The organism is Sphingobium sp. FG11, from assembly GCF_057809915.1.
This window is the reverse complement of record NZ_JBMDKW010000003.1, coordinates 25,501-50,213: the sequence shown is the minus strand read 5'-3', so window position 1 is coordinate 50,213 and position 24,713 is coordinate 25,501. Positions and strand designations below refer to the sequence as shown.

Genomic DNA, 24,713 nt, shown 5'->3' with positions numbered 1-24,713 from the left:
CGCGATGCACGTCATCTTCCGCGAAACGCACGGGATGGAGGAAAATGCCGTCCCGCAGGATCTCGGGCAGTCGCCCGCGGATCTCGTGGTCCTGTCCTTTTCGGACAGCGACCTTGGCGCGTTCGCGGCGGCATGGCATCAGGCGCGCGGCTTCAATGCTGGCTTTCCGACGCTCCGGCTCGCCAGTCTGGCGACGCTGATGCACCCGTTGTCGGTCGACACCTATGTCGAGCGGACGCTGGCGGGCGCGAAGGCGATCCTGATCCGGCTGATCGGTGGCACCCCCTATTGGAGCTATGGGCTGCAACAGGTCGAGGCGCTGGCACGTTCGCGCGGCGTCGCGCTGGCGGTGCTGCCCGCCGACGGCTTTGAAGACGGGCGGCTCGATGCCGCGTCGACCGTGCCCGTGCCCGTTTTGCGCGACCTGGCGCGGCTGTGTGACGCGGGCGGGGCGGAATCGGCGCAGGCCGCGCTGGCCATGCTTGCACAGGCGGCCGGGTTGATCGACGAGTCGGCGCAGCATAGCGCGCCGCTGCCGCTGGTCGGCGGCTGGCATCCCGCGCTGGGCGTTGTCGATCCCGAAGCCTTCCCGCGCGATCCCGAGCGGCCGCTGGTGCTCATCATCTTCTACCGCTCCTATCTGACCGCGTATGATCTCGATCCCTTCGCGTCACTGACTGCCGCGTTCGAAAGGCGCGGCTTCGCGGCGCTGTCGATCTTCGCGCCGTCGCTCAAAAGTCCCGAAGCCCGCGACCGGATCGACCGATGGGTGCGTGGCCTCGCGCCAGCCGCGATCGTCAACGCCACCGCCTTTTCCGCGCGCGGCGAGAGCGGCGACACCCCGCTCGACGGCGCGGGCGTGCCGGTGTTCCAGCTCGCGCTCGCCACCGCGAGCCGGGCGGGCTGGGCGGACACATCGCGCGGCTTGTCACCGGCCGACCTTGCCATGCATGTCGTTTTGCCGGAGATTGACGGACGCATCTTTGCCGGTGTCGCAAGCTTCAAGGAAGCGGGCGAGCGCGATCCCGACCTCGGTTTCGCCCGCACTATCCACCGCGCCGACGCTAACCGGATCGAGGCGATCGCGGCAAAGGTCGCGGGCTGGATCGCGCTCGCTCGCAAGCCTGCCGCCGACCGGCGGATGGCGCTGATCCTGTCCACCTATCCCGGCAAATCCTATCAGATGGCGCATGCTGTCGGGCTGGATGTGCTGGCTTCGGTCGAGGCGATACTCGCCGATCTGGCGGCGGCGGGCTATGACGCACGGGCCGTGGCGGACCTCGCCGCTCGTCTGGGGCAGGACCATCTGCACTGGCCGCTGGCAGAGTATCGCGCGGCGCTGGCGGAGTTGCCCGACGCGCTGCGCATCGATCTGGCCGCGAACTGGGGCGAGCCGGAGGCGGACAGCGCGGTCGTCGATGGCGCGTTCCGTTTCACGGCCCTGCGCGCGGGCGAAATGCTCATCGCCCTCCAGCCCGAACGCGGCGAGCGCGCCAGCCGCGACGATGAGTATCACGACCTGTCCCGCTGCCCGCGCCATGCCTATGTCGCCTTCTATCTGTGGCTGCGCGATCAGGGCGTCGACGCGCTCGTGCATATCGGCGCGCACGGGACGCTGGAATGGCTGCCGGGCAAGTCGGTGGCGCTGTCGGGCGATTGCTGGCCCGAGGCGCTGATCGGCGCGACGCCGCTCGTCTATCCTTTCATCGTCAACGATCCGGGCGAGGCGGCGCAGGCCAAGCGGCGCATCGGCGCGGTGACGATCGGCCATGTGCCGCCGCCGCTGGTGCAGAGCGCGAGCGGCGCGGGGCTGGCGCGGATCGAGGCGCTGCTCGATGAATTTTCCAACGCCGAAGGGCTGGACCGGGGTCGACGCGCCCGCTTGCAGGACGCCATTCAGGCCGAAGCGCGCGTGCTGGGGCTGGAGGCGGAACTCGGCCTCGACGCCGCCGCCACCCCGGTTGAGGCGATCACCCGGATCGACCGCTTCGTCTGCGACGTCAAGGAAAGCCAGTTCGGCGACGGGCTGCATATATTCGGGCGGGGCGATCAGGGCGCGGCGGAGCGGGCCGGGCTGCTGGCGGCGCTCGATGGCCGGCGCGTGCCCGCCGGCCCGTCCGGCTCGCCGTGGCGCGGGCGCGGCGACGTGCTGCCGACCGGGCGCAACCTGTATGCCATCGATCCGCGCGCCGTGCCCTCGCGCGCTGCCCATGCGCAGGGGGTTCGACTCGCCGAAGAGCTGATCCGGCGGCATTTGCAGGATCAGGGCGATTACCCGCGCGGGCTGGTGGTCGATCTGTGGGGATCGGCGACGATGCGCACGGCGGGCGAGGAGTTCGCCATGGCGCTGCACCTGCTCGGCGCCAAGCCGCTATGGGACCTGACGTCCGAGCGGGTGTCGGGCATCGAGATCGTGCCGCTGGCGTTGCTCGACCGCCCGCGCATCGACGTGACGCTGCGGGTGTCGGGCCTGTTCCGCGACGCCTTCCCGATGCTGCCGCAACTGTTCGGGCAGGCGGTGCGCGCGCTATGCGGGCGGGACGAGCCGGCCGACTGGAACCCCTTCGCCGGGCAGGCCCCCAGCCCGCGCGTTTATGGCCCGGCAGCGGGCAGCTATGGCTTGGGCCTTGGCGACGCCGCCGAAGTCTATAGCGACGAGAGCCGGCGCACGGCGGGCGAGGCATGGCTGGCGGCGTCCGCCCATATCCTCGACGCGAGCGGGGACGCGACTGACCCGCGGGCCGATCCCGATGGCCTGCGCCTGCGCGTGGCGGGGGCGGACGCCTTCGTCCATCTTCAGGATCTGCCCGAAACCGATCTACTGCTGGCCGCCGACTATGCCGCGCACGAGGGTGGTTTCGCCGCCGCCAAAGCGCTGTCGGGCGGCACGGCGTCACTCTATCATCTGGACAATCGCGATCCGGCGCAGCCCGTGGCGCGCACGCTGACCGAGGAGATCGCCCGCGTCGTGCGCGCCCGCGCCGCGCATCCCGGCTGGGTCGCGGGGATGATGCGCCACGGTTTTCGGGGCGCGGCGGAACTGGCGGCGACGCTCGATCATATGGGTGCGTTCGCCCATCTTTCGGGCAGCGTGCCGCCGCATCTGTTCGACCTTTATCATGACGCGACGCTCGGGCGGGACGATGTCCGCGCCTTCATGGCGCAGGCCAATCCGCAAGCGCTGGCGGCGATGGAACAGCGCTTCGCCGCGCTCCATGCCGCAGGATTGTGGCAGACGCGGCGCAATTCCATCCTCGCCAGCTTGCCAGTCGAGGGCGGAGCATGAGCGGCTTTGCGGTCAAGGGCTGGTGCCCCGACGCCTGGCGACCGATGCAGGCGGGCGACGGGCTGCTGGTGCGGGTTAAGCCGCGCCTCGGGCGATTGACCCGCGCGCAACTGCTTGGTCTGTGCGACGCCGCCATGACCCACGGCAACGGCCTGATCGACATGACGCGCCGCGCCAATCTCCAGCTGCGCGGGCTGCGCGAGGAAGGCTGGCGGCCGCTGCTCGACCGGCTGATCGCGCTCGATCTGGTGGACGCCGATCCGGCGCGAGAGCAGCGGCGCAATATCCTCGTCGCGCCCGACTGGCGGACCGGGGACGACAATCACCGTATCGCCACGGACCTGCTGGCGCGGCTGGACGACCTGCCCAACCTGCCGGGCAAGACAGGGTTCGTCATCGACGCCGGTCACGCCTGCCTGCTGTCGGGCGAGCCGGGCGATTTCCGCATCGAACGCGGCGCGGATGGCGGGCTGATCCTGCGCGCCGATAGCCGGGCCGCCGGCGTGCCGGTCGCGTTCGGCCAGGAGGTCGATGGCCTGATCGCGCTCGCCCACTGGTTCGCGTGGAGCGGCGGGATCGAGGCCGGACGCATGGCGCGGCATCGCGCGCCGCTGCCTTCATGGGCGGCGGGCGACTCTCTTCCGGCACCCGCCGCCGCGCCGATCACGCCGGGGCCAAACGATCTGGGCATGGCCTATGGCCTGCCGTTCGGGCGGGTCGAGGCGCAGCGTCTGATGCAGGCGATGCAGGGCGAAGCCGCCCGGATTACCCCCTGGCGCGTGCTGTTGCTCGAAGGGGCGGCTGACGCGCCCCTGCCGGGCCTGATCGCCGATCCCGCCGATCCGCTGCTCCATGTCGATGCCTGCCCCGGCGCGCCCGCCTGTCCGCAATCGACGGTGGAGACGCGCGCCCTTGCGCAGCGTCTCGCCCCGCACATCGACGGTCGGCTGCATGTGTCGGGCTGCGCCAAGGGCTGCGCGCATGCCGGTGCGGCCAGTGTGACGCTTACGGGACGCGACGGCCTGTTCGACCTCGGTTTCGATGCGCCCGCCGGCGCGCCCGCCCCTCACGTCGGCCTTGGCCCGGCGCAGATTCTCGCTCATTTCGGACTTTCCTGATGCTCCATAGTTATGAAACCGATGGCGCGGCCATCTATCGCCAGTCCTTCTCCACGATCCGCGCCGAAGCCGATCTCACCGCCTTCTCGCCCGATGAGGAACAGGTCGCGGTGCGCATGATCCACGCCGCCGGCATGGTCGGACTGGCGGCGCATATCCGCTTTTCGGTCGGTTTCGCGGTAGCCGCCCGCGCGGCGCTGGCGGCAGGCGCGCCGATCCTGTGCGACGCCCGCATGGTGTCCGAAGGCATTACCCGCGCGCGCCTGCCCGCCGCCAATGCGATCGTGTGCACGCTGAACGATATTCAGGTGCCGGACATGGCGCGGGCGATGGGCAACACCCGCTCCGCCGCCGCGCTGGAGTTGTGGCGGCCGCATCTGGCGGGGGCGGTGGTGGCGATCGGCAACGCGCCGACCGCCCTGTTCCACCTGCTCAACATGCTGGAGGACCCCCATTGTCCGCGCCCCGCCGCGATCATCGGCTGTCCGGTGGGGTTTGTGGGCGCAGTCGAATCCAAGGCCGCCCTGTGGGCCGCGCCGCCGGTCCCCTGCTGCATCGTCGAAGGACGCCTCGGCGGTAGCGCGATCACGGTGGCGGCGGTCAACGCGCTCGCGAGCCGCGCCGAATGAGCGCGGTCGGAACGGTCCATGGCGTCGGCCTTGGCCCCGGCGCGCCCGACCTGCTCAGCGTGCGGGCGGACCGGCTGGTGCGTGGCGCGCGCCATGTCGCCTATTTCCGCAAGGCCGGGCGGCCGGGGCAGGCAAGGCGCATCGCCGAGGGGATGCTGCGCGCCGATGTCATCGAAATCGCCATGGAATATCCGGTGACGACCGAAATTCCGCTCGCCGATCCGCGCTACAATGCCTGTCTTTCGGCTTTCTACGCCGAATGCACGAACACACTCTCCACGCTGGCGCTGGCGGGCGAGGAGATCGTCGTGCTGTGCGAGGGCGACCCGTTTTTCTACGGGTCCTTCATGCATCTGCACAGCAGGCTGGCGGGGATCGTGCCGGTGCAGGTGGTGCCGGGCATCACCGGCATGGCGGGCGCGTGGAACGCGACCGGGGTGCCGATCACCTGGGGCGACGATGTGCTGACCGTGGCGATGGCGACCCTGCCCGAAGAGGAGCTGGTCCGGCGCATCCGTGACACCGATGCGCTGGTGGTGATGAAGATCGGGCGCAACCTGCCCAAGCTGCGCCGGGCCGTGGCGGCGGCGGGGCGCGAGGAAGCGGCGTGGCTGGTCGAACATGCCGCCATGCCCGGCCAGCGCGTCACCCGCCTTGGCGACGCGACTAGCGTCACCCCCTATTTCTCGATCCTGCTGATCCACGGCCAAGGACGCCGGCCATGAACGCGACGCAGGCCGTGACGGCTGGCTGGATTGCTGTCGCGGGCCTTGGGCCGGGCGACGAGGCGCTGGTGACGCCGCAGGTCAGCGCCGCGCTCGACGCCGCCAGCGACATCGTCGGTTACATCCCCTATGTCGCGCGCATCGCGCCGCGCGCGGGGCTGGTGCTGCACGCCACGGATAACCGCGTCGAACTGGATCGCGCCGCGCACGCGCTGGAAATGGCGGCGGCGGGCAAGCGCGTGGTGGTGGTGTCGTCCGGCGACCCCGGCGTGTTCGCCATGGCGGCCGCTCTGTTCGAGGCGCTGGAGGCAGGTCCCGCCCACTGGCGCGATCTGGACATTCAGGTGCTGCCCGGCATCACCGCCATGCTCGCCGCCAGCGCGCGGGCGGGCGCGCCACTTGGCCATGATTTCTGCGCCATCAACCTGTCCGACAATCTGAAACCCTGGCCGCTGATCGAAAAGCGGTTGCGGCTGGCGGCGGAGGCGGATTTCGCCATGGCCTTTTACAACCCCCGGTCGAAGGCCCGGCCCGAAGGCTTCGCGCGCGTGCTGGAGGTGCTGCGGGAGGCCTGCGGCGACGATCGCCCGATCCTGTTCGCCCGCGCGGTCTCGACCCCGCAGGAAGAATTGCGCATCGTGCCGCTGGGGCAAGCGCGTGCCGACATGGCCGACATGCGCACGATGGTGATCGTCGGGTCGAGCCAGACGCGGATCATCGACCGGCCGGCGGGACCGATTCTCTACACGCCCCGGTCGGCCGCATGATCGATCCAGGCGATCACGTCCTCGGGGCGCATCACTTCCATCCGTTCCGGCAATATGGGGCGGTCGATCATCAGCACGGGCAGGCCGAGCGCGCGCGCGGCGGCCAGCTTGGCGTCCGCACCCGTGCCGCCCGCATTTTTGGCGACCACCAGATCGACGCCATGCGCCTGCATCAGCGCGATGTCGCCTTCCGGGGTGAACGGCCCCCGATCGACGGTCAGGCTGTGGCGCGGCAAAGCGGGTGGCCGATCCGGCGCATCGACGAAACGCAGGAGATAATGATGTTGCGGCTGCGCGGCGAAGGCATCGACATGCATCCGCCCGAGCGCCAGCATAATATGGCGGGCAGGTCCGGCGAGCGCCGCCACCGCCGCCGCTATGTCGGGCACATGGCGCCAGCTGTCCCCGGCGACGGGGTGCCATGGGGGACGGGTCAGCGCGATATGGGGCACGCCCGCCAGCCGCGCCGCCGCGACCGCATGGGCGCTCATCTGCGCGGCGAAGGGATGGGTGGCGTCCACCAGATGAGTCACGCGCTTTTCGCGCAGATAGTCCGCCAGTCCAGCGATCCCGCCGAAGCCGCCGATGCGCACCGGCACCGGCTGCGCGCGGGGATGCGCCGTCCGGCCGGCATAGCTGAGCGTCGTTCCGATGCCGCGCGCGGCCAGCAGGCGGGCGAGCGCGCTCGCTTCGGTCGTGCCGCCCAGCAGCAGGATATTCGGCATGGCTGAGGCGGCTTTCGACCCATGGTTGACGATCGTCGGCATCGGCGAGGACGGACCGGATGGCCTGTCCGCCGCGAGCCGGGCGGCGCTGCGCGAGGCCGAGCTGGTCATGGGATCGGCCCGCCACCTGTCGCTGCTGCCAGCGCTTAGCTGCCCCGCGATCCCATGGCCAGTGCCCTTTGCCGATGGCATCGCGCCCCTGCTGGCGCATCGCGGGCGGCGGGTCGTGATGCTGGCGTCGGGGGATCCCTTCTGGTTCGGCGCGGGGAGCAGCGTGACGCGTCTGCTCGACGATCATGAATGGGTCGCGCATCCCGCGCCCTCGACCTTCGCTTTGGCAGCCGCTCGGCTCGGCTGGCCGCTGGAGCATGTCGCCTGCCTCGGCCTGCACGCCGCGCCGCTCGAACGGCTGCGGCCGCATCTCGGGCCGGGCCGCCGCATCATCGCTTTGCTGCGCGATGGCGAGGCCGTGGCGGCGCTGGCGGCGTATCTGACGGAGCAGGGTTTCGGCGCGTCGTTGCTGTATGTGATGGAGGCGCTGGGCGGGCCGCGCGAGCGCGTGCGCCGCGTTCCTGCCGAAGCGATGACACTGACAGATATCACTCATCCGGTCGCGGTCGGAATCGATGGTGCCGGGCCGGGCGCGGCCTTGCCGGTCGCCAGCGGCCTCGCCGACGAATGGTTCGCGTCCGATGGCCAGATCACCAAGCGGCCTGCGCGCGCGCTCACCCTGTCGGCGTTGGCCCCGCGCGCGGGCGAGTTGCTCTGGGATATCGGCGCGGGATCGGGATCGATCGGCATCGAATGGCTGCTCGCTCATCCCGCCAACCGCGCCATAGCGATCGAGGCGAACCCGGTGCGCGCCGCTCGCGCCCGCGACAACGCGCTGGCTTTGGGCGTAGACCGGCTGGACATATTGGAGGGCGCCGCGCCTGATACACTCCCATCCTCTTCGCCCGACGCTGTGTTCATCGGCGGGGGATTGTCGGACGCGTTGCTGACGGCGCTGTGGGCGCGACTATCGGCTGGCACGCGGCTGGTCGCCAATGCGGTGACGCTGGAATCCGAAGCATTGCTGGCGCGCTGGCATGGCAAAAAGGGTGGGGGCCTGCTGCGCATCGAACTGGCTGACGCCGCGCCGCTCGGTAATCGCCATGGCTGGCGCGCGCGCTATCCGGTGGTGCAATGGAGCGTGACGCTATGATCGTCGCGGGTTTCGGCTTCCGGTCGGGCGTGGGTCTCGACTCCCTGCACGCTGCTTTCGCGCTGGCGCAACAGGGGCAATTGCGGGTCACGCATCTGGCCACCGCGCATGACAAGGTCGCGGCGCTGGTCCCGCTCGCGCAGGCGCTGGGCCTGCCGCTGACTGGCGTTGCGGCCGATAGTCTTGCCGCCGCGCCGACCCGAACCCGGTCCCTCGCCAGCCAGTCGGCGCGCGGCACCGGCAGCGTCGCGGAAGCCTCCGCTCTCGCCGCCGCCGGTGCGGGCGCGCATTTGCTCACCCCTCGTCATATCTCCCCCGATCGCATGGCGACCTGCGCCATCGCCCAAGGAACCACGCCATGACCGTTCATTTCATCGGCGCAGGGCCGGGCGCGCCCGACCTTTTGACCCTGCGCGGGCGCGACCTGATCGCCGCCAGCCCGGTCTGCCTCTACGCCGGATCGCTGATCCCCGCCGCCATGCTCGCCCATTGTCCGCCGGGTGCGCGGATCGTCAACACCGCGCCGATGGCACTCAATGAGATCATCGCGCAGATCGAAGCCGCCCATCATGCGGGACAGGACGTGGCGCGGCTTCATTCGGGCGACCTGTCGATCTGGTCGGCGATGGGCGAGCAGTTGCGGCGGCTGCGCGCGATGGACATTCCCTTCACCGTGACGCCCGGCGTCCCCGCCTTCGCCGCCGCCGCCGCCGCGCTGGAGGCGGAACTGACCCTGCCCGAACTCGCGCAATCGCTGGTGCTGACCCGCACGCCGGGCCGGGCGAGCGCCATGCCGCCCGCTGAAAGCCTGACCAATTTCGCCGCGACGGGCGCGACGCTCGCCATTCACCTGTCGATCCACAATCTCGCGCAGGTGGTGGCCGATCTGATCCCGGCCTATGGCGCGGATTGCCCGGTCGCCGTGGTGTGGCGCGCGAGCTGGCCCGAACAGCGCATCGTCCGTGCGACGCTCGCCACCATCGCCGATGCCGTGGCGGGCAGCATGGAGCGCACCGCCCTGATCCTCGTCGGCCGGGTGCTGGGTGCGGAGGATTTCGCGCAAAGCAGCCTCTACGCGCCCGGTTATGACCGACGGTTCCGCCCGCAGGACGCGAACTCTCCCTTCCTTGGAGCATCGGAATGACCGTCCCCGGCCTGATGATCGCCGCCCCTGCATCGGGCACCGGCAAGACCACGGTCATGCTCGGCCTGCTACGCGCACTGCATGAGGATGGCCTCACGGTGCAGCCGTTCAAGAGCGGGCCGGACTATATCGATCCCGCCTTCCACCGCGCCGCCTGCGGCCGGGCGTCGTTCAATCTCGATAGCTGGGCGATGGAAAGCGACCTGATCGCCGCCATCGCGGGCGAGGCGGCGGGCGCGGACATGGTGATCGCCGAAGGATCGATGGGCCTGTTCGATGGCGTCGCCAGCCGGGGCGCGAGCGGTCATGGCGCGAGCGCAGAGATTGCGCGGCGGATGGGCTGGCCGGTCATATTGGTCGTCGACGTGTCGGGTCAGGCGCAATCCGCCGCGGCTACGGCGCTGGGGTTCAAGAGCCTCGATCCCGCGCTGCCCTTCGCCGGGGTGATCCTCAACCGCGTCGCCAGCCCGCGCCATGAACGGCTGGTGCGCCGGGGCATGGAGCTGGCGGGGATCACGGTGTTGGGCGCGCTGCCGCGCCGGGGCGACCTGACCCTGCCCGAGCGCCATCTGGGGCTGGTGCAAGCCGTCGAACATCCCGATCTCGACCGCGCCATCGCCGACTATGCGGCCTTCCTGCGCACCCATGCCGATCTCGACGCCATCCGGAACGCCGCGCGCGGCGGCGGCACGGTCTCGGGCGAGACGGGGCTACCCGCGCCCCCGGCGCAACGCATCGCCATCGCCCGCGACGCCGCTTTCTCCTTCATCTATCCGCATCTGCTGGAAGGCTGGCGGCGGGCTGGCGCGGAAATCCTGCCTTTCTCTCCGCTCGCCGATGAAGCGCCCGCGCCACAGGCCGATCTCGTCTGGCTGCCCGGCGGCTATCCCGAGCTTCATGCCGGAACCATCGCCGCTGCCGACACCTTCCTGTCGGGCCTGCGCCACCATGCGCGGACTCGCCCGGTCCATGGCGAATGCGGCGGCTATATGGTGTTGGGCGAGGCGCTGATCGACAAAAGCGGCGAAAGACACCGGATGGCTGGCCTGCTCGGCCTCGTCACCAGCCACGCGCAGCGGCGGATGCACCTGGGCTATCGTCATGCGGAACTGCGCGTGCCGGTAGCGGGGATGGCCGCCGGCACGCGATTGCGCGGCCATGAATTCCACTATTCCACCATCGTCGAACAAAGCGACGCCCCGCTCGCGCATGTGACGGACGCCGATGGCGCGGCGGTCGCCGAAACCGGATCGCATCGCGGTCGCGTGACCGGCACCTATTTCCACATGATCGCGCCCGCCAAATGATTGATCTCCATCTGATCGGCATCGGCACCGGCAATGTCGATCATCTGACCGCGCAGGCGGTTGCGGCGATGAACGGAGCCGATCTCATCTTGCTGCCGCGCAAGGGTCGCGGCAAATCGGACCTCATCGACCTGCGCCGCGAGATTTGCGCGCGCGTGCTGACCGCGCCGGTGCGGGTGGTGGAATTCGACTTGCCCGTGCGCGATGAGGGCGGCGCTTATCTGGACGAGGTGCATAGCTGGCATGACGCCATCGCCGATGCGTGGGAACGGCAGATCGCCGAACATCTGCCCGATGGCGGGCGGCTGGCGCTGCTCGTCTGGGGCGACCCCTCGCTTTACGACAGCAGCCTGCGGATCGCGCAGCGGCTGCGCGGGGGCGGCATGGACCTGACCGTGCGGGTCGTGCCCGGCATCACCAGCATTCAGGCGTTGACCGCTGCCCACGCCATGCCGCTGAACCCGCTGGCCGGGCCGGTGACGATCACCACGGGCCGGATACTGCGCGCCCATGGCTGGCCCGATGGCGCGGATACGGTCGTGGTCATGCTCGACGGCGGTTGCGCGTTCGAGGTGCTGGACCCGCAGGGCGTGACGATCTGGTGGGGCGCCTATCTCGGCATGGCGCATGAAGCGCTGGAGCAAGGCCCGCTGGCCGACGCCGGTCCCCGTATCGTCGCGCGCCGGGCGGAATTGCGCGAACGCCACGGCTGGATCATGGACGTCTATCTCCTACGAAGGGAACAAGCGGATGGAAGCTGACAGCAACGCGCAGGCCGCGCCGGACGAGGCCCGCCACGCCGAAAAAATGCGCAAGAAGCAGGTGGCGCAGGCGAAGATCATGGCCAACAAGACCCGCGAACAGGGCCTGCTGATCGTCCACACCGGCAAGGGCAAGGGCAAGACCAGCGCGGCGCTCGGCATGGTCGTGCGCGCGATCGGCCATGGCATGAAGGTGGGCGTCGTCCAGTTCGTCAAGGGCGCGATGCTCACCGGCGAGAAAGCGGTATTCGACGCCTTCCCCGACAATGTCGAGTTCAAGCCGATGGGCGAAGGCTTCACCTGGGACACGCAGGACCGCTCGCGCGACATCGCGGCGGCGCGCGCGGCGTGGGACGAAGTGAAGCGCATGATCGCCGACCCCGCCTATCATATGGTGCTGGCCGATGAGTTGAACATCGTCCTGCGCTATGACTATCTGCCAGTCGAGGAGGTGATGGCGGTGCTGACAGCGCGCGACGCGATGAAGCATGTCATCGTCACCGGCCGCAACGCGCCCGACGCGCTGATCGAGGCCGCCGACCTCGTGACCGACATGACGATGGTGAAGCATCCCTTCCGGTCCGGGGTAAAGGCGCAGGCGGGGATCGAATATTGAGCGAGCCGCCGCCCCGGTTCGACGCGGCCTTCGCCGCGCAGTTCGTGGATTTGCTGCGCTGGCGGCGCGATGTCCGGCATTTCGATGGCCGCGCCATTGCGGAGGAGGAGATGCTGGCACTGCTGGATTGCGCCGCCTTCGCCCCGTCGGTCGGCAACGCCCAGCCCTGGCGTTTCGTTCGCCTGCGCTCGCTCGCGATCCGTGAGGCGCTCGCCGATCATGTGGATGCGGAAAATGCGCGGGCGGCGGCGCGCTATGCCGGGCAGGACCGTCACGACCACTATCTGTCGCTGAAACTGCACGGGCTTCGCGAAGCGCCCGAGTTGATGGCGGTATTCTGTGATGAACAGGCGGCGGCGGGCCATGGCCTCGGCATCGCCACCATGCCCGAAATGCTGCGCTATTCCTGCGTGCTGGCCGTCCATACGCTGTGGCTGGCGGCGCGGGTGCGCGGGATCGGCCTTGGCTGGGTCTCGATCCTCGATCCGGCGGCCGTCCATGCGATGCTGGAGGTGCCCGCCCACTGGTCGCTCACCGCGCTGCTGTGCATCGGCTATCCGGCGGAGGACGCCGACTCGCCCGAACTCGAACGGCGCGGCTGGCAATCGCGCGAACCGCTCCGCGATCGCCTGTTCGAACGGTGAATGGATCGCTCAGCGCGCTTTGCGCTCCAGCCGGATCTCGAACAGCTTGTCCCAATATTTGCCGGTCACGAAAATCCGGTCCCTGCCCGCATCATAGGCGATGCCGTTGGCCACCGCTTCGCTGTCGCGCGCGCCGCTTTTCTTCACGAGCGCGCCGATGTCGATCCAGTCGATGACCGCGCCACTCGCCGGATCGATCCGGGCGATATGGCTGTCATACCAGATGTTCGCCCAGATTTCCCCGCGCACATATTCCAGCTCGTTGAGCCGGTCGACCGGGCGCCCGTTCCAGCGTACGGTGACGCGGCGCTGTTCGGTAAGACTGTCGGGGTCGAGGAAGCGCAGTTGCGCGCTGCCGTCGCTCATGATGAGGCTCTTGCCGTCCTGCGTCAGGCCCCAGCCTTCGCCTTCATAACGAAAGGTGGAGAGCGGCGCGAAATCGCCGAGCCTCCAGACGAAGCCCTGCCTGTGCCGCCAGGTCAGGCTGACGAGCCGGTCCTTCCAGTTGACGATCCCCTCGCCAAAATAGGCACGGTCGAGGGCCTGGCGTTGCAGGACCTTGCCATCCTTCAGCCGGACCTTGCGGATGTCCGACCGCCCTTCGAGACCCGTGCTCTCGTAAAGCGCGCCATCATGAAAGAAGAGTCCTTCGGTGAAAGCGGCCGGATCATGCGGATAGGCCTTCACCAGCGTCCAGGGCGTATTCGCCAGTGCCGGCGCCACCGACATGAGCGCCGCCAGCAGCGCGGCAAGGATGCGCCTCATTCCGCCTGCGCCGCGATCGCATCGGCCAGCCAGCCGGGCAGGGCGGCAGGATCGAGATCCTCCACCCGCCGCAGCTCGATGGACAGGTCCATGTCGGGCAGGGCCGCGCGCTGGCGCTTGTCGTCCGCTCGCGCCAGCGGCACGGCGACGAGGCGGCGGTTCACCTTGTTGCGATAATGCATCCGCGCGGTATTTTCCTGACCGATATAACAGCCCTTGTCATAATCGACCCCGCCCAGTTCCTCCGCATTGGTTTCAAGCCAGAGAATCTGATCCTGCCCCAATTCCTCCGCCCCTTCGAATATGCCGAGCGACAGCCGATGGGCGCGAAAGGCGGAGGTCGCGTCGCCATCATCGGCGGGCGCGATCCAGCGGTGCCCCAGCGCGGCCAGACGCGGGTCGAGGGGATGCTCGGCCGCATCGAGCGCCCAATGCGCCGCCAGCCCCTCGTCGCGCGCGATCACCACCTTGCGGCGGAGGCGGTAGAGGGTGAGTCGCTTCGCCAGCGCATCGGCCTGCGCCGACTCGCAATCGATCAGCACATCGTCGCCATCGCTCCACAGGATAAAATCGAACAGCGCCTTCCCCTGCGGCGTCAGCAGCGCGGTCCAGCGCGGCGCGTCCGGCGCCAGCGTCAACACGTCGCGGGTCAACAGCCCTTGCAGGAAGGGCCGCGCCTCCTCGCCGGAAATTCTCAGGATCGCGCGGTCGGTGAGGGTGGTGCCGGTCATCGGCTTTAGGTAGGACAGGGCGCATCCTTATCCAAGTCTTTCACAAGGCGCGCGCTCCCATGTCCGACATTTTCGACCTGATCCTCAAAAACGGCACGGTCCATTCGCCCGGCGGCGCGGACGTGGTCGATGTTGGCGTGCGCGGCGGCAGGATCGTCGCGATCGGAACGTCGCTGGGGGATGCGGGCGAGGTGATCGACTGCACCGGCCTCGACATCCTGCCCGGCTGCATCGACAGCCAGGTCCATTTCCGCGAGCCGGGCCTAGAACATAAGGAAGACCTCGAATCGGGCAGCCGCGCGGCGGTGATGGGCGGCATTACCGCCGTATTCGAAATGCCCAACACCAATCCCAATACCGACACCGCCGATCGGGTGCATGACAAGCTGGCCCGCGCGCATCATCGCATGTGGTGCGACCATGCCTTCTATGTCGGCGCGACGGCGGACAATGCCGAAAGCCTCAGGGAACTGGAGCGCATTCCCGGCACGGCGGGGGTGAAGATCTTCATGGGCGCGTCGACCGGCAGCCTGCTGGTCGATGATGATGGCGCCTTGTCGCGGGTGCTCGCGTCGGGCACGCGGCGCGTTGCCATTCATGCCGAGGACGAGGCGCGGATGAACGCGCGCAAGCCCTACGCGCTGGAGGGCGATCCTTCCTCTCACCCGGTCTGGCGCGACGATGAAAGCGCGATGATCGCGACGAAGCGGATTATCGCGCTCGCCCGCGCCGCGCGCCGGCGCATTCATATCCTGCACATCACTACGCCTGCCGAACTCGACTATATCGCCCGGAACAAGGACATCGCGACCTGCGAAGTAACGCCGCAGCACCTGACGCTGGCAGGTGAGGATGCCTATCCGCGCCTTGGCACCTATGCGCAGATGAACCCGCCGATCCGCTCGGGCGCGCATCGCGACGGATTGTGGCGCTTTTTGAACCAGGGTGTGCCTGATGTTCTGGGCAGCGACCATGCGCCGCACACGATCGAGGAAAAGGCGAAGACCTATCCCGCCTCGCCCAGCGGCATGCCCGGCGTGCAGACGCTGGTGCCGCTGCTGCTCAACCATGTGGCGGAGGGGCGGCTGTCGCTGCGCCGCTTCATCGAACTGACCTCGTCCGGGCCGCAGCGGGTATTCGGGCTGGTGGGCAAGGGGCGGATCGCGCTCGGCTATGATGCGGACTTCACCATCGTGGATCTGAAAAAGCGCTGGACGGTGGGCCGCGACTGGCTCGCTTCCCGCTGCGACTGGTCGCCGTTCGACGGCATGGACCTGACCGGCAAGGCGGTGGGCACGATCATACGCGGCCATCGCGTGATGTGGGAAGATTCGCTCGCGGACGCCGCCATCGGCGAGGCGATCCGCTTCGAGGCGACGGAATTTTCCTAAACTACCGCTAGCCGGTTCCGCCGCGCCGACATATAGCTGTCCAGCGCGAACAGCAGCAGTCCCGCCCAGATCAGGCCGAAGCTGACGATCTGGCCATGGCTGAGCGTTTCGCCGAACAGCAGCACCCCGCTGAGAAATTGCAGCGTCGGCGCGATATATTGCAACAGGCCGAGCGTCGCCATCGGCAGGTGGCGCGCGGCGGTGGCGAACAGGACGAGCGGCGCCATCGTCACCGCGCCCAGGCAGATCAGCAGCGCGCTCGTCGGAATATCCCGTCCGAAGGCGAGGCCCCCGGTCGCCGACAGCCAGCCGAGATAGGCGAAGGCCATCGGCGACAGCACCAGCGTTTCCGCACCCAGTCCCGCCATCGGCGCGACCGGCGTCAGCTTGCGAACCAGCCCGTAAAAGCCGAAGGTCAGCGCCAGCGCGACGCTGATCCACAGCGTTGAAAGCGCGGTGGCCGCCATCAGCGCCACACCAAGCGCGGCGACGGCGATCGCCACGATCTGCCCGCGCCGCAGTTTTTCCTTCAGCACCAGCACGCCCAGCAGCACGTTGACGAGCGGATTGAGGAAATAGCCAAGGCTCGCCGCCAGCACATGCGCGCTGTTGATGGCCCAGACATAGGTCACCCAGTTGACCCCGATCAGCGTCGCCGACAATGCGAGCGGGCGCATCAGTTGCCGGTCGCGTACCACGGCGACCAGCGCGCCGGTCGCCCCGCGCGCGGCGAGGATCAGGACGATCAGCAGCAGCGACCAGATGATCCGCTGCGCCACGATCTCCAGCGATCCCACAGTGTCGACCAGCTTGACGAAGATCGGCAGCAGGCCCCAGATGCCATAGGCGACGGACGCCGCCAGCAACCCGGCGCGCTGGTCCGGCCGATCCTGCGCTTGGGTCAGATCAACCCCCCGCCGATGAACAGCCGCAGCGCGCCGAAGCCTGCGACGATCAGGCAGAAGTTACGCCCGCCATTTTTCGACGACACCATGCCGATCAGCGCCCCGAACAGCGCCATAGGCACTAGCAGCCAGTTGAGCGCGCCGAGCAGTGGAATGACCGCCGGGATCATTAGGATTAGGGTGACAAGGCCGATCAGGCCCGACAATATATCGAGCATGCGGGCAAGATGGCGCTTTTACAGGCGCACGACAAGGCCCGGCAAGGCCAGTTACGGCAAGCTGGATCGGGCAACGGATCATAAAATGATGTGATTCACCAAAAGTACTAACGGAAAATTAACCTCTGCTCTTCATGGCTTGTTTACGAAGGAGTGCCGCGCATGAAGGGTTTCAGGTCGGTTTGTACCAGGTCGGTCTGGTTTGCCGTCGCGCTGGCGCTGCCGCTTGGCGCTTGCGGCAAGAAGGGCAAGGACCAGAGCCTGGCCGCGCTCGACGCCCAACTCACCAATAATGCGGTCGATCCCGCGCTGAAGGGGGCGCTTGCCGATCAGATCGTGGTCGATCCCAAACTGGCCGGACAGTCCAACCGCAACGCCGTCCGCGCGCCCGACCGGCCCGCCAGCGCGGCGCTGCCGGTGCTGGATGGCGACGCCGGCAAGGCACAGGCGGAGGCGCAACGTATCGCCGGCGGCAAGCTGCTGAACGCGCCTGCCCCGATCCAGGGTGAAGCGATGGCGTCCACCGTGACGCTCGGCGCGCTGGCGCGCGAACAGGCCGGGCGCGGTGGCGGCGCTTCCGGTTGCAATTCCAAGCTCGTTTATGCGATGCAATGGGCCAACCGCCTTCCTGAACCCTTCACGCTTTATCCCGGCGCGCAGTTGATGGAGGCGGCGGGCGCCGATCGCGACGGCTGCACGCTGCGCGCGGCCAGCTTCGTGACCCCCGCATCCAAACAAAGCGTCATCGACTATTATTATACGATGGCGAAGCGCGCGGGGTTCGCGGCCGAACATCGGATATTGGGTGGCGACCATGTGCTCGGCGGCAGCCGTCAGAATGACGGTAGCGCCTATTTCATCGTCTTCACCGATGCACCGGGCGGCAAGACGAGCGTCGACATCCTCGCCGATCACGGGCGGTAGGGAGAGCCTTCTCGGGAATGGGCTTTTGGCGCATCCGCACCAGCCCTCACCCCCGCCATTTCCTTCGCCGCCATTTGCCTGTAGGCGGGCGGCATGAGGAATATCTTGCTAGTCATGTCCGGCGGCGCGGCCGGTTCCGCGCTGCGCTACCTGCTCGGGCGCTGGTCCACCCATATGGCGCCCGGCGCGCCGTGGCCCTGGGGCACGTTCGCGGCCAATCTGCTCGGCGGCTTCGCCATGGGCCTGCTGGCCGGATGGCTGGCGCGGGGCAGCATGGTTCCGGGTGAGCCGATACGGCTGTTGCTGGGCGTAGGCCTGCTCGGCGGCTTCACCACCTTTTCCTCCTTCAGTCTGGAAACCCTGCTGATGATCGAGCGTGGACAGGCGGGCATGGCAATCGGCTATGCGCTGCTGTCGGTCATCGGTGCGGTCGTCGCGCTGGCGTTGGGCCTCTTCGCCATGCGGAGCGTCGCATGAAGGGCCGTCCGCCGGGGAAAACCGGGCCGGGGAAAACGGGACCCGACAGGTCCGGCCCGCCGCAGGGCCGCAAGCCGGACTCTGCGAAGGCGGGTGCGCCCGGCCGCGCCCGTGGCGGACCCAAGGCAGCCGCCGCGCGCAAGCCCGATGGCGCGAAGCCGCCATTCAAGCCGCGCGCGAAACCCGCCGCCAAACCGGCCATCGCCACAGCGCCACCGGCAGCGACCCCCGCCAAGCCATCGGCCCCCAAGGGCGTATCGCTTGACGTGCGGCAGTTTCGGGTAGCGGCGGACGATGACGGCATCCGGCTTGACCGCTGGTTCCAGAGGCATCTGCCCGATGTCGGCTTCAACATCGTGTCGCGCTGGTCGCGCACCGGGCAGTTGCGCGTCGATGGCGCGCGCGCCGCGCCGGGCGACCGGATCGCGGAAGGGCAGATGATCCGCGTGCCCCCCGCCGAAGCCAAGGCGCCCGCCGCCGAACGGCCCAAGCGCGTCCGCGTCATCGACCTGACGCCCGACGAGATCGCCTATGTGCAGGCCATGGTGATCCACCGCGATGCGCAGGCGATCGTCATCAACAAACCCCCCGGCCTCGCGACGCAGGGCGGCACCAAGACCGACGAGCATGTCGACAGGCTGCTCGACGGGCTGCTGTTCGACATGGAATCGCGGCCCAAGCTGGTTCACCGGCTGGACAAGGATACGTCCGGCGCGCTGCTGCTCGCCCGCAACGCCCGCGCGGCGGGTCATTTCGCCAAGGCTTTTTCCAGCCGCACCGCGCGCAAGGTCTATTGGGCGCTGGTCATCGGCGTGCCCAGCATCAACGACGGCATGATCGAACTGCCGCTCGCCAAGCAGCCGGGCACGGGCGGCGAAAAAATGCATGTGGACGAGGCGGAGGGGCTGCCCGCGCGCACCCGCTATCGCGTGATCGAACGGGCAGGCAACCGCGCCGCGTGGGTCGAACTGCAACCCTATACCGGCCGCACCCACCAGTTGCGCGTCCACCTCGCGGCGATCGGCCATCCCATCGTCGGCGACGGCAAATATGGCGGCAAGGATGCGTTCCTGTCCGGCACGATCAGCCGCAAGATGCATCTTCATGCGCGCCGCATCCGGGTCGATCATCCCGATGGCGGGCGCGTCGACGTGATGGCGGAACTGCCATCGCATTTCGCGTCGAGCCTCGCCGATCTGGGGTTCGACGCCGCGATTGGGGATATGCCGCTGGACGACGAGATCGACCGGACGCCGACGCGCGAGGATGAAAAGAAGTTTGCGCGGGCGCACGCCAAGCAGGTCCGCAAGGGCCGTCGCGGCGAACGTCGCGGGCGCGGCGAGGCGTAGTCGCATGGCTAACCGGCTGGCGGTGTTCGATTGCGACGGGACGCTGGTGGACAGTCAGCACAGCATCTGCGCCGCGATGATCCGCGCGTTCGAAGGCGCGAAGCTGCCTCCGCCGAACCGGCAGGCGATCCTGTCGGTCGTCGGCCTGTCGCTGCCCTATGCGATCGCCCGGCTGTTGCCGGATGCCGAGCCGGACTTTCACGATCATCTGTCGGATGCCTATAAACGGGCCTTCCATGATCTGCGCCGCGAGCAGGCGGTGTCGGAACCGCTTTATCCCGGCATCGCGGACCTGATCGCGACGCTTGATGCGGAAGGCTGGCTGCTGGGCGTCGCGACCGGCAAGTCGGATCGCGGTCTGGAACTATGCCTCGCCCATCACGGCCTGCGCGATCGGTTCGTGACGCTCCAGACGGCGGATCGCCACCCCTCAAAGCCGCATCCCTCGATGCTGATTGAAGCGATGGCCGAGGCGGGTGCGGCACCGGAGACTACGGTCATGATCGGCGACACGGTGTTCGACATCGACATGGGGATCGCCGCCGATGTGCGCCCGATCGGCGTCGGCTGGGGCTATCATGCCCCCGAAGCGCTGTGGGCGGCGGGCGCGAAGGCCGTCGCGATGGACAGCGCGGCGCTCCATCGCCATATCGGCGCGCCATGACCGAATTTCCGCCTCCGCCCCCCGTCGACCCCGAAAAAATCGCGCGCCAGCGTCATTTCGCCATCAGCCTGTTCCGCCTCTCCGGCGCGATCGTCGTGATGTTCGGTTTCCTCGCCCTGATGCAGCGCCTGTCCTGGGTGCACGGAAACAAGGCGAAGGCGTTCGGCGCGATCATGGTTCTTGTCGGCCTGTTTCAATTCGTGATCGTACCGCGCCTGATGCTCGCCCTGTTCAGGCGGACCGGCTCGTGAAGCGATTCTATAAGGATGTTGCGATCGTACCGGGCGAGGCGGGTTTCGAAATCCGCCTTGACGGGCGACCCGTGCGCACCCCGGCCCGCGCCCTGCTGGCGCTGCCGAACTCGGTGCTGGCGGAGGCGATCGCGCAGGAATGGCGCGAGCAGGGTGACAGCATCGACCCTGCCTCCATGCCGTTCACCGGCCTTGCCAATGCCGCGATCGATCATGTTGCCTCCAATCATGCGCGGTTCGCCGCCGATATCGCGCGCTATGGCGAGAGCGATCTTCTCTGCTACCGCGCCGATGGCCCGGCGGAACTGGTCGAGCGGCAGGCGGCCGCTTGGGACCCGCTGCTCGACTGGGCGCGGGCGCGCTACGATATCGCCTTTTGCGTAACGCAGGGCATCCTCCCCGTGCCGCAACCGCCCGAAACACTGGAGCGGCTGGGGCAGATCGTTGCGGCAATGGATGCCTTCACCCTCGCAGGGCTTGCGAGTGTCGTCGCCTTGTCAGGATCGTTGGTGGCGGGTCTCGCTCTGGTCGAGGGCGCGCGGGACGAGCAAGCGATCTGGCGCGCGGCGGAAATCGATGAAGCCTGGCAGGTCGAGCGTTGGGGCGAAGATGCCGAGGCATTAGCCCGCGCGGCGAAACGGACAAAGGATTTTGCCACGAGTTGCGCCTTTTGCGCGATGGCGCGGGGCTAGGATCGCGGAACCTCCCCCGATTTCGCTCATTGGATGACTGGAATGGCGTGCCGCCGATCCATCGTCTTGAACGTTCAGGGAGACCCCGACCTTGCCATCCCATGCCCGACTGACCGCCCTTCTCTGCATCGCCGCGCCCATCGCGGCAGCATCCGCCCCGGCCCTGGCTCAACAACCGTCCGCCCATGCCGGGCATCAGGCTGCGCCCGCCGCGACCGCGATGACCCCGGCGCAGATCACTGCCTTTAACAAGGCCGTGACCGACTTTTCCGCTGGCCAGACCGCGCAGCAGGCCGGCGACAATGCCGCTGCCGCCGCGAAATATGACGCGGCCCTGCCTGCTATCAGGACGGCGGTGCAATCCGACCCTGCCAAGATCGACAATGTCGCCTTTCTCGCCAACGTCCTCTATGCCGACGCTGCGGCGCAGGCAGGCCTTGGCAAGGTCGATCAGGCCATGACCCTGTTCAGCGAATCCGCGCCGCACTGGCGCAAGGTTGTCGAGGCCAAGCCGACCGATGCCGCCAGCCGCAACGTGCTGGCGGGCATCCTCGTCCAGCTCGGCAACCAGAAGCTGACCGCCAAGGACGCGGCGGGCGCCGCCCCCTATTATCAGGAAGCCGTCACGCTCGCGCGCAAGTCGGTCGCGGAAAACGCGGCGGACAAGGTCAACAAGAACCTCCTGCTTTCCGCCCTGATCGGCGCCAGCCAGACCGGCAGCGATCCGGCCGTCAAGACCGAAGCGGTGACGCTGGGCAAGGCGATGGTGGCGGACAATTCGATCGACGCGGTCAACAAGCCTTCCGTGCTCGCGATGACGGGGCAGGCTGGCTGAACCGGACGGGCGGGCAGGGTCTGCCCCGTCCGCCCGTTATCAGGTGACGATACCGTCTAGCTTGTTCGCGTAGAGCATCCGGCCGGGACCAAGCAGGCCGAGCAATTGCGGCAGCATGTGCCGGGCGACGGCGAAGCATCCCTCGCTCCGGCCGCATTTGCCCCATGTGGCGATATGGTCCTCGCTCACATAATCCGCGCCATGGATGACGATGGCGCGCGGCTCGGCATTATTATTCTGTGGATCGAGTCCAGTAAGCCGCATCGCACGGCCATGCTGGCCTTCATAGATGTCGCCGGTGCGGAATGCGCCCGAACTGCTTGCCAGCGAGTTTGGCTCATTGGAAAAGCTCTGCAACCAGCCGGAGTGGGACGGATCCGATCCCCGGCCATGGGCGACGAGGTAGGAACTGGTCTGCCCGCCGATCAGATCGACGATATGGAAGCGCAATTCCCGCGACGGCGCGTTGAAATCCGCGAGCGCGACACGGTCGCGCAACTGAAACGCCGCGCTATGCTGGTCGAGCGCCGCTCTGGCGCGTTCCAGCAACGGTGCGTAGGGTTTGAGCGCCAGCGAGGCGGGGCCGGGCGCAGGCGGTATCGACGGAACCAGCCCCCCGGTCGCGGGCAAAGCGGCCCGGCCAACACTGTCCGACAAAAATGACAAGGCGAGTCCGCTTAAAGCGAACTTCGTAAATTTGCGGCGATCCATAACCTGTATATAGCAAATATGCAGCCCCGGTCCAAGGCCGGGGGCAATCGCTTCATCCGCCGCTATTGCCCGCCTCGTCGGAACCCGCCGCGCTATCGTCGCTCGACTGACGCAGGCGGGACGTCATGCCGGTGGCTTCGGCATCGTCCTGGATCTGCTGCTGTTCGGAAACGGTCGGCGCGGGGGCCGCAGGAGCCGCGACATTATTGCTGACGGGCGGCGGCGGCGGTGTGGCGTCCGGTTCGTTGACGATCACATTTTCGACCGGCGGTTCGACCAGATTGTTCGTCACCGATTCGGTTTCATCCTTCTTGCCGCAGGCCGACAGGGCCAGCGCTCCGGCGAGGGTGAGCAGGGCGATCTTGCGCATGGGATCAATCCTTGGCTGCGATGGTGGTGGTTTTGGGCGCGGCGGGATCGGCGCGTCGGCTCGACGCCTCGATCTTCTGTGCGAGCAACTTGTCCCAGCCATAGGGATCGCTGCGGAAGTTCATCGTGCCGTTCGCGCTGGCAAAGGCGGTCCAGTAGAGAAGATAGACCGCAACCTGTTTGGGCAGCGATACGCGCTGCGTCTTGCCCGCGTCGATCAGCGTCTGGACCTGACCGGCCAGGGTGGGATCGCCCGCGACCATCAGCTCCGCCAGCGAGACCGGCTTTTCGAGCCGCACGCAGCCATGGCTGGCCAGCCGGTCGTAGCTCGAAAATTTCGCGCGCGACGGGGTGTCGTGCAGATAAACGGCGAACGGGTTGGAAAAGTCGAATTTCAGGCGACCGAGTGCGCTGCCGGGGCCGGCGGGCTGGACGATCCGCTCGCCGGTTTCCGGTGTGCCGACGATCTTGTAGCCCTGCCGAATCAGCGCCGCTCGCCCCTTGGGCCATAATTCCCGCTTGGCGATCGACGCTGGCACGTTCCACGGCGGGTTGACCACGATCGAATGAATGCTGGACGACAGCATCGGCGTCGCATTGTCCGGGCTGCCGGTGACGGCGCGCATCGACGTGACCGGCTGATCGCCCTCGAACACGGTGAGCACGGCCGCGGCGATGTTCACCTGCACCCGGTTGACCGGCAGTTCGCGCGGCATCCAGCGCCACCGCTCCATATTGGCCATGATCGCGGCGACGCGATCGTCGACCGGCACGTTCAGTTCCTTCAGCGTCCGGGCGTCGAGCAGCCCGGTTGGATTGAGACCATAGCGCCGCTGCGCGCGCTGAAGCACATCGACCAGCTTCTCACCCGGCTTGACGCTCTTGTCCTCGATGGCGAGGCGCGCGCGCACGCTGTCGGGCGAGGATTGCGCGCCGAGCGCCGGCCAGCCGCCGCTATCGCGAATCTTCTCATAGGTGACGAGACCCTTGCGCAGCCCGTCATAGCCCGCATAGGGCGGGGTCAGATCGGCGGTCCATTGCGCCAGCCGATTCTCCGCAATCGCTCGCGCGAACGAAATGCGCGGATCGAACGGCGCCGGACGAAGCGCCCAGATGTCGAGGAAATCGGCGGTATCGACCCGGCCGGTGCCGAGCGCACGCGCGCGATCCAGCACGGCGGCGGACAGCGCGTCTCCCTTCAGCGGCGTATAGCTTTTGGCCCGCGCCATCAGGCCCTGCGCCGCGCCGTTCGCCAGCCAGTCGTTCAACAGGGCTTCCTGTGCCGGGGACAAAGGCGGCAGGGGAATGGGTGGCAGCGTCGCGATCGCCGGTGGCGTCGGGGCGATGGCGGGAGCGGGCAGGGTCGGCGCGACGGGAGGGGGCTGCGCGATTGCCGGCAGCGCAGTGGCGGCCAGCAGGGGAATGCCGATAAAGCGGATCAGTTTGGGACGGTTCATGCTGGACCAGATAGCGCAAAGCGGCGATCGTTCAAATCGGTTAGCGGG

The 24,713-nt window shown here is 68.2% G+C and carries 28 protein-coding genes; 20 read left to right on the top strand and 8 right to left on the bottom strand.

Annotated elements, in window-relative coordinates:
- Positions 1-4: 4 nt before the first annotated feature.
- Genes cobN through cobJ form a run of 5 tightly spaced genes read left to right on the top strand, consistent with a single transcriptional unit; the run spans position 5 to position 6,525 of the window.
- Positions 5-3,286 carry a cobaltochelatase subunit CobN gene (gene cobN / locus ACODSN_RS03255; RefSeq protein WP_489053132.1) on the top strand — a complete coding sequence of 1,094 codons (3,282 nt, stop codon included), beginning with the start codon at positions 5-7 and terminating at the stop codon, positions 3,284-3,286.
- Positions 3,283-4,404 (top strand): cobalamin biosynthesis protein CobG, encoded by a 1,122-nt coding sequence (locus ACODSN_RS03250; RefSeq protein ID WP_489053131.1) that lies wholly within the window; start codon positions 3,283-3,285, stop codon positions 4,402-4,404. Before cobN ends, ACODSN_RS03250 begins: the two co-directional genes overlap by 4 nt.
- Positions 4,404-5,033 (top strand): precorrin-8X methylmutase, encoded by a 630-nt coding sequence (locus ACODSN_RS03245; RefSeq protein WP_489053130.1) that lies wholly within the window; start codon positions 4,404-4,406, stop codon positions 5,031-5,033. Before ACODSN_RS03250 ends, ACODSN_RS03245 begins: the two co-directional genes overlap by 1 nt.
- Complete coding sequence (gene cobI / locus ACODSN_RS03240) at positions 5,030-5,758, top strand: precorrin-2 C(20)-methyltransferase (protein WP_489053129.1); 729 nt, start codon at positions 5,030-5,032, stop codon at positions 5,756-5,758. The genes ACODSN_RS03245 and cobI overlap by 4 nt, the downstream gene beginning before the upstream one ends.
- Positions 5,755-6,525: a precorrin-3B C(17)-methyltransferase gene (gene cobJ, locus ACODSN_RS03235; protein ID WP_489053127.1), complete on the top strand. Its 771-nt coding sequence runs from the start codon at positions 5,755-5,757 to the stop codon at positions 6,523-6,525. The genes cobI and cobJ overlap by 4 nt, the downstream gene beginning before the upstream one ends.
- On the opposite strand, the gene ACODSN_RS03230 is transcribed toward cobJ, so the two are convergent.
- A complete protein-coding gene (locus ACODSN_RS03230) occupies positions 6,501-7,250 on the bottom strand; it encodes a cobalt-precorrin-6A reductase (protein WP_489053125.1) in 750 nt (249 codons plus the stop codon). The two genes, cobJ and ACODSN_RS03230, sit on opposite strands and share 25 nt — an antisense overlap.
- Here ACODSN_RS03230 and cbiE point away from each other — a divergent pair.
- Genes cbiE through bluB form a run of 7 tightly spaced genes read left to right on the top strand, consistent with a single transcriptional unit; the run spans position 7,249 to position 12,926 of the window.
- Complete coding sequence (gene cbiE, locus ACODSN_RS03225) at positions 7,249-8,454, top strand: precorrin-6y C5,15-methyltransferase (decarboxylating) subunit CbiE (RefSeq protein ID WP_489053124.1); 1,206 nt, start codon at positions 7,249-7,251, stop codon at positions 8,452-8,454. The genes ACODSN_RS03230 and cbiE overlap by 2 nt on opposite strands.
- Positions 8,451-8,816 (top strand): cobalamin biosynthesis protein, encoded by a 366-nt coding sequence (locus ACODSN_RS03220; protein WP_489053123.1) that lies wholly within the window; start codon positions 8,451-8,453, stop codon positions 8,814-8,816. The genes cbiE and ACODSN_RS03220 overlap by 4 nt, the downstream gene beginning before the upstream one ends.
- Positions 8,813-9,598, top strand: coding sequence for a precorrin-4 C(11)-methyltransferase (cobM, locus tag ACODSN_RS03215; protein WP_489053122.1), 786 nt, complete (start codon positions 8,813-8,815; stop codon positions 9,596-9,598). The genes ACODSN_RS03220 and cobM overlap by 4 nt, the downstream gene beginning before the upstream one ends.
- On the top strand, positions 9,595-10,905 hold the full coding sequence (locus ACODSN_RS03210) for a cobyrinic acid a,c-diamide synthase CobB (protein ID WP_489053121.1): 1,311 nt from the start codon (positions 9,595-9,597) through the stop codon (positions 10,903-10,905). Before cobM ends, ACODSN_RS03210 begins: the two co-directional genes overlap by 4 nt.
- A complete protein-coding gene (cobF, locus tag ACODSN_RS03205) occupies positions 10,902-11,666 on the top strand; it encodes a precorrin-6A synthase (deacetylating) (protein WP_489053119.1) in 765 nt (254 codons plus the stop codon). The genes ACODSN_RS03210 and cobF overlap by 4 nt, the downstream gene beginning before the upstream one ends.
- On the top strand, positions 11,656-12,282 hold the full coding sequence (gene cobO, locus ACODSN_RS03200) for a cob(I)yrinic acid a,c-diamide adenosyltransferase (RefSeq protein ID WP_489053118.1): 627 nt from the start codon (positions 11,656-11,658) through the stop codon (positions 12,280-12,282). The genes cobF and cobO overlap by 11 nt, the downstream gene beginning before the upstream one ends.
- The gene (bluB, locus tag ACODSN_RS03195) at positions 12,279-12,926 is read left to right on the top strand and encodes a 5,6-dimethylbenzimidazole synthase (RefSeq protein WP_489053117.1); all 648 of its coding nucleotides are present in this window, start codon (positions 12,279-12,281) and stop codon (positions 12,924-12,926) included. The genes cobO and bluB overlap by 4 nt, the downstream gene beginning before the upstream one ends.
- 9 nt (positions 12,927-12,935) lie before the next feature.
- On the opposite strand, the gene ACODSN_RS03190 is transcribed toward bluB, so the two are convergent.
- Both ACODSN_RS03190 and ygfZ read right to left on the bottom strand, forming a co-directional pair.
- Positions 12,936-13,691, bottom strand: coding sequence for a glutaminyl-peptide cyclotransferase (locus tag ACODSN_RS03190; protein WP_489053116.1), 756 nt, complete (start codon positions 13,689-13,691; stop codon positions 12,936-12,938).
- Entirely contained in the window at positions 13,688-14,422 is a 735-nt protein-coding gene (gene ygfZ / locus ACODSN_RS03185; protein WP_489053114.1) for a CAF17-like 4Fe-4S cluster assembly/insertion protein YgfZ, read from the bottom strand. Before ygfZ ends, ACODSN_RS03190 begins: the two co-directional genes overlap by 4 nt.
- A gap of 59 nt (positions 14,423-14,481) precedes the next feature.
- Here ygfZ and ACODSN_RS03180 point away from each other — a divergent pair, with 59 nt between their 5' ends.
- Positions 14,482-15,813: a dihydroorotase gene (locus ACODSN_RS03180; RefSeq protein ID WP_489053113.1), complete on the top strand. Its 1,332-nt coding sequence runs from the start codon at positions 14,482-14,484 to the stop codon at positions 15,811-15,813.
- On the opposite strand, the gene rarD is transcribed toward ACODSN_RS03180, so the two are convergent.
- Together rarD and ACODSN_RS03170 are read right to left on the bottom strand one after the other, a co-directional pair.
- Positions 15,810-16,679, bottom strand: a complete 870-nt coding sequence (rarD, locus tag ACODSN_RS03175; RefSeq protein ID WP_489053112.1) for an EamA family transporter RarD — start codon at positions 16,677-16,679, stop codon at positions 15,810-15,812. The two genes, ACODSN_RS03180 and rarD, sit on opposite strands and share 4 nt — an antisense overlap.
- Positions 16,680-16,714: 35 nt before the next feature.
- Complete coding sequence (locus ACODSN_RS03170; protein ID WP_489053110.1) at positions 16,715-16,936, bottom strand: hypothetical protein; 222 nt, start codon at positions 16,934-16,936, stop codon at positions 16,715-16,717.
- A gap of 162 nt (positions 16,937-17,098) precedes the next feature.
- On the opposite strand from ACODSN_RS03170, the gene ACODSN_RS03165 reads away from it, so the two are divergent.
- The 7 genes from ACODSN_RS03165 (at position 17,099) to ACODSN_RS03135 (ending at position 22,128) form a co-directional block, all read left to right on the top strand.
- Positions 17,099-17,860 carry a hypothetical protein gene (locus ACODSN_RS03165; RefSeq protein WP_489053108.1) on the top strand — a complete coding sequence of 254 codons (762 nt, stop codon included), beginning with the start codon at positions 17,099-17,101 and terminating at the stop codon, positions 17,858-17,860.
- Between the two features lie 93 nt (positions 17,861-17,953).
- The gene (gene crcB / locus ACODSN_RS03160) at positions 17,954-18,337 is read left to right on the top strand and encodes a fluoride efflux transporter CrcB (RefSeq protein ID WP_489053107.1); all 384 of its coding nucleotides are present in this window, start codon (positions 17,954-17,956) and stop codon (positions 18,335-18,337) included.
- Complete coding sequence (locus tag ACODSN_RS03155) at positions 18,334-19,686, top strand: RluA family pseudouridine synthase (protein ID WP_489053106.1); 1,353 nt, start codon at positions 18,334-18,336, stop codon at positions 19,684-19,686. The genes crcB and ACODSN_RS03155 overlap by 4 nt, the downstream gene beginning before the upstream one ends.
- A 4-nt stretch (positions 19,687-19,690) precedes the next feature.
- The gene (locus tag ACODSN_RS03150) at positions 19,691-20,350 is read left to right on the top strand and encodes an HAD-IA family hydrolase (protein ID WP_489053104.1); all 660 of its coding nucleotides are present in this window, start codon (positions 19,691-19,693) and stop codon (positions 20,348-20,350) included.
- A complete protein-coding gene (locus ACODSN_RS03145) occupies positions 20,347-20,601 on the top strand; it encodes a hypothetical protein (RefSeq protein ID WP_489053102.1) in 255 nt (84 codons plus the stop codon). The genes ACODSN_RS03150 and ACODSN_RS03145 overlap by 4 nt, the downstream gene beginning before the upstream one ends.
- Positions 20,598-21,293: an ATP12 family chaperone protein gene (locus ACODSN_RS03140; protein ID WP_489053101.1), complete on the top strand. Its 696-nt coding sequence runs from the start codon at positions 20,598-20,600 to the stop codon at positions 21,291-21,293. Before ACODSN_RS03145 ends, ACODSN_RS03140 begins: the two co-directional genes overlap by 4 nt.
- 91 nt (positions 21,294-21,384) lie before the next feature.
- Positions 21,385-22,128, top strand: coding sequence for a hypothetical protein (locus ACODSN_RS03135; protein WP_489053100.1), 744 nt, complete (start codon positions 21,385-21,387; stop codon positions 22,126-22,128).
- Positions 22,129-22,167: 39 nt separating this feature from the next.
- On the opposite strand, the gene ACODSN_RS03130 is transcribed toward ACODSN_RS03135, so the two are convergent.
- From ACODSN_RS03130 to ACODSN_RS03120, 3 genes are read right to left on the bottom strand one after another with little or no spacing between them, the layout of a single operon-like run.
- Positions 22,168-22,839 carry a murein L,D-transpeptidase catalytic domain family protein gene (locus ACODSN_RS03130; protein ID WP_489053099.1) on the bottom strand — a complete coding sequence of 224 codons (672 nt, stop codon included), beginning with the start codon at positions 22,837-22,839 and terminating at the stop codon, positions 22,168-22,170.
- Between the two features lie 52 nt (positions 22,840-22,891).
- A complete protein-coding gene (locus tag ACODSN_RS03125) occupies positions 22,892-23,209 on the bottom strand; it encodes a hypothetical protein (RefSeq protein WP_489053097.1) in 318 nt (105 codons plus the stop codon).
- A 4-nt stretch (positions 23,210-23,213) separates the two neighbouring features.
- A complete protein-coding gene (locus ACODSN_RS03120; RefSeq protein WP_489053096.1) occupies positions 23,214-24,665 on the bottom strand; it encodes a L,D-transpeptidase family protein in 1,452 nt (483 codons plus the stop codon).
- Between the last annotated feature and the right edge of the window lie 48 nt (positions 24,666-24,713).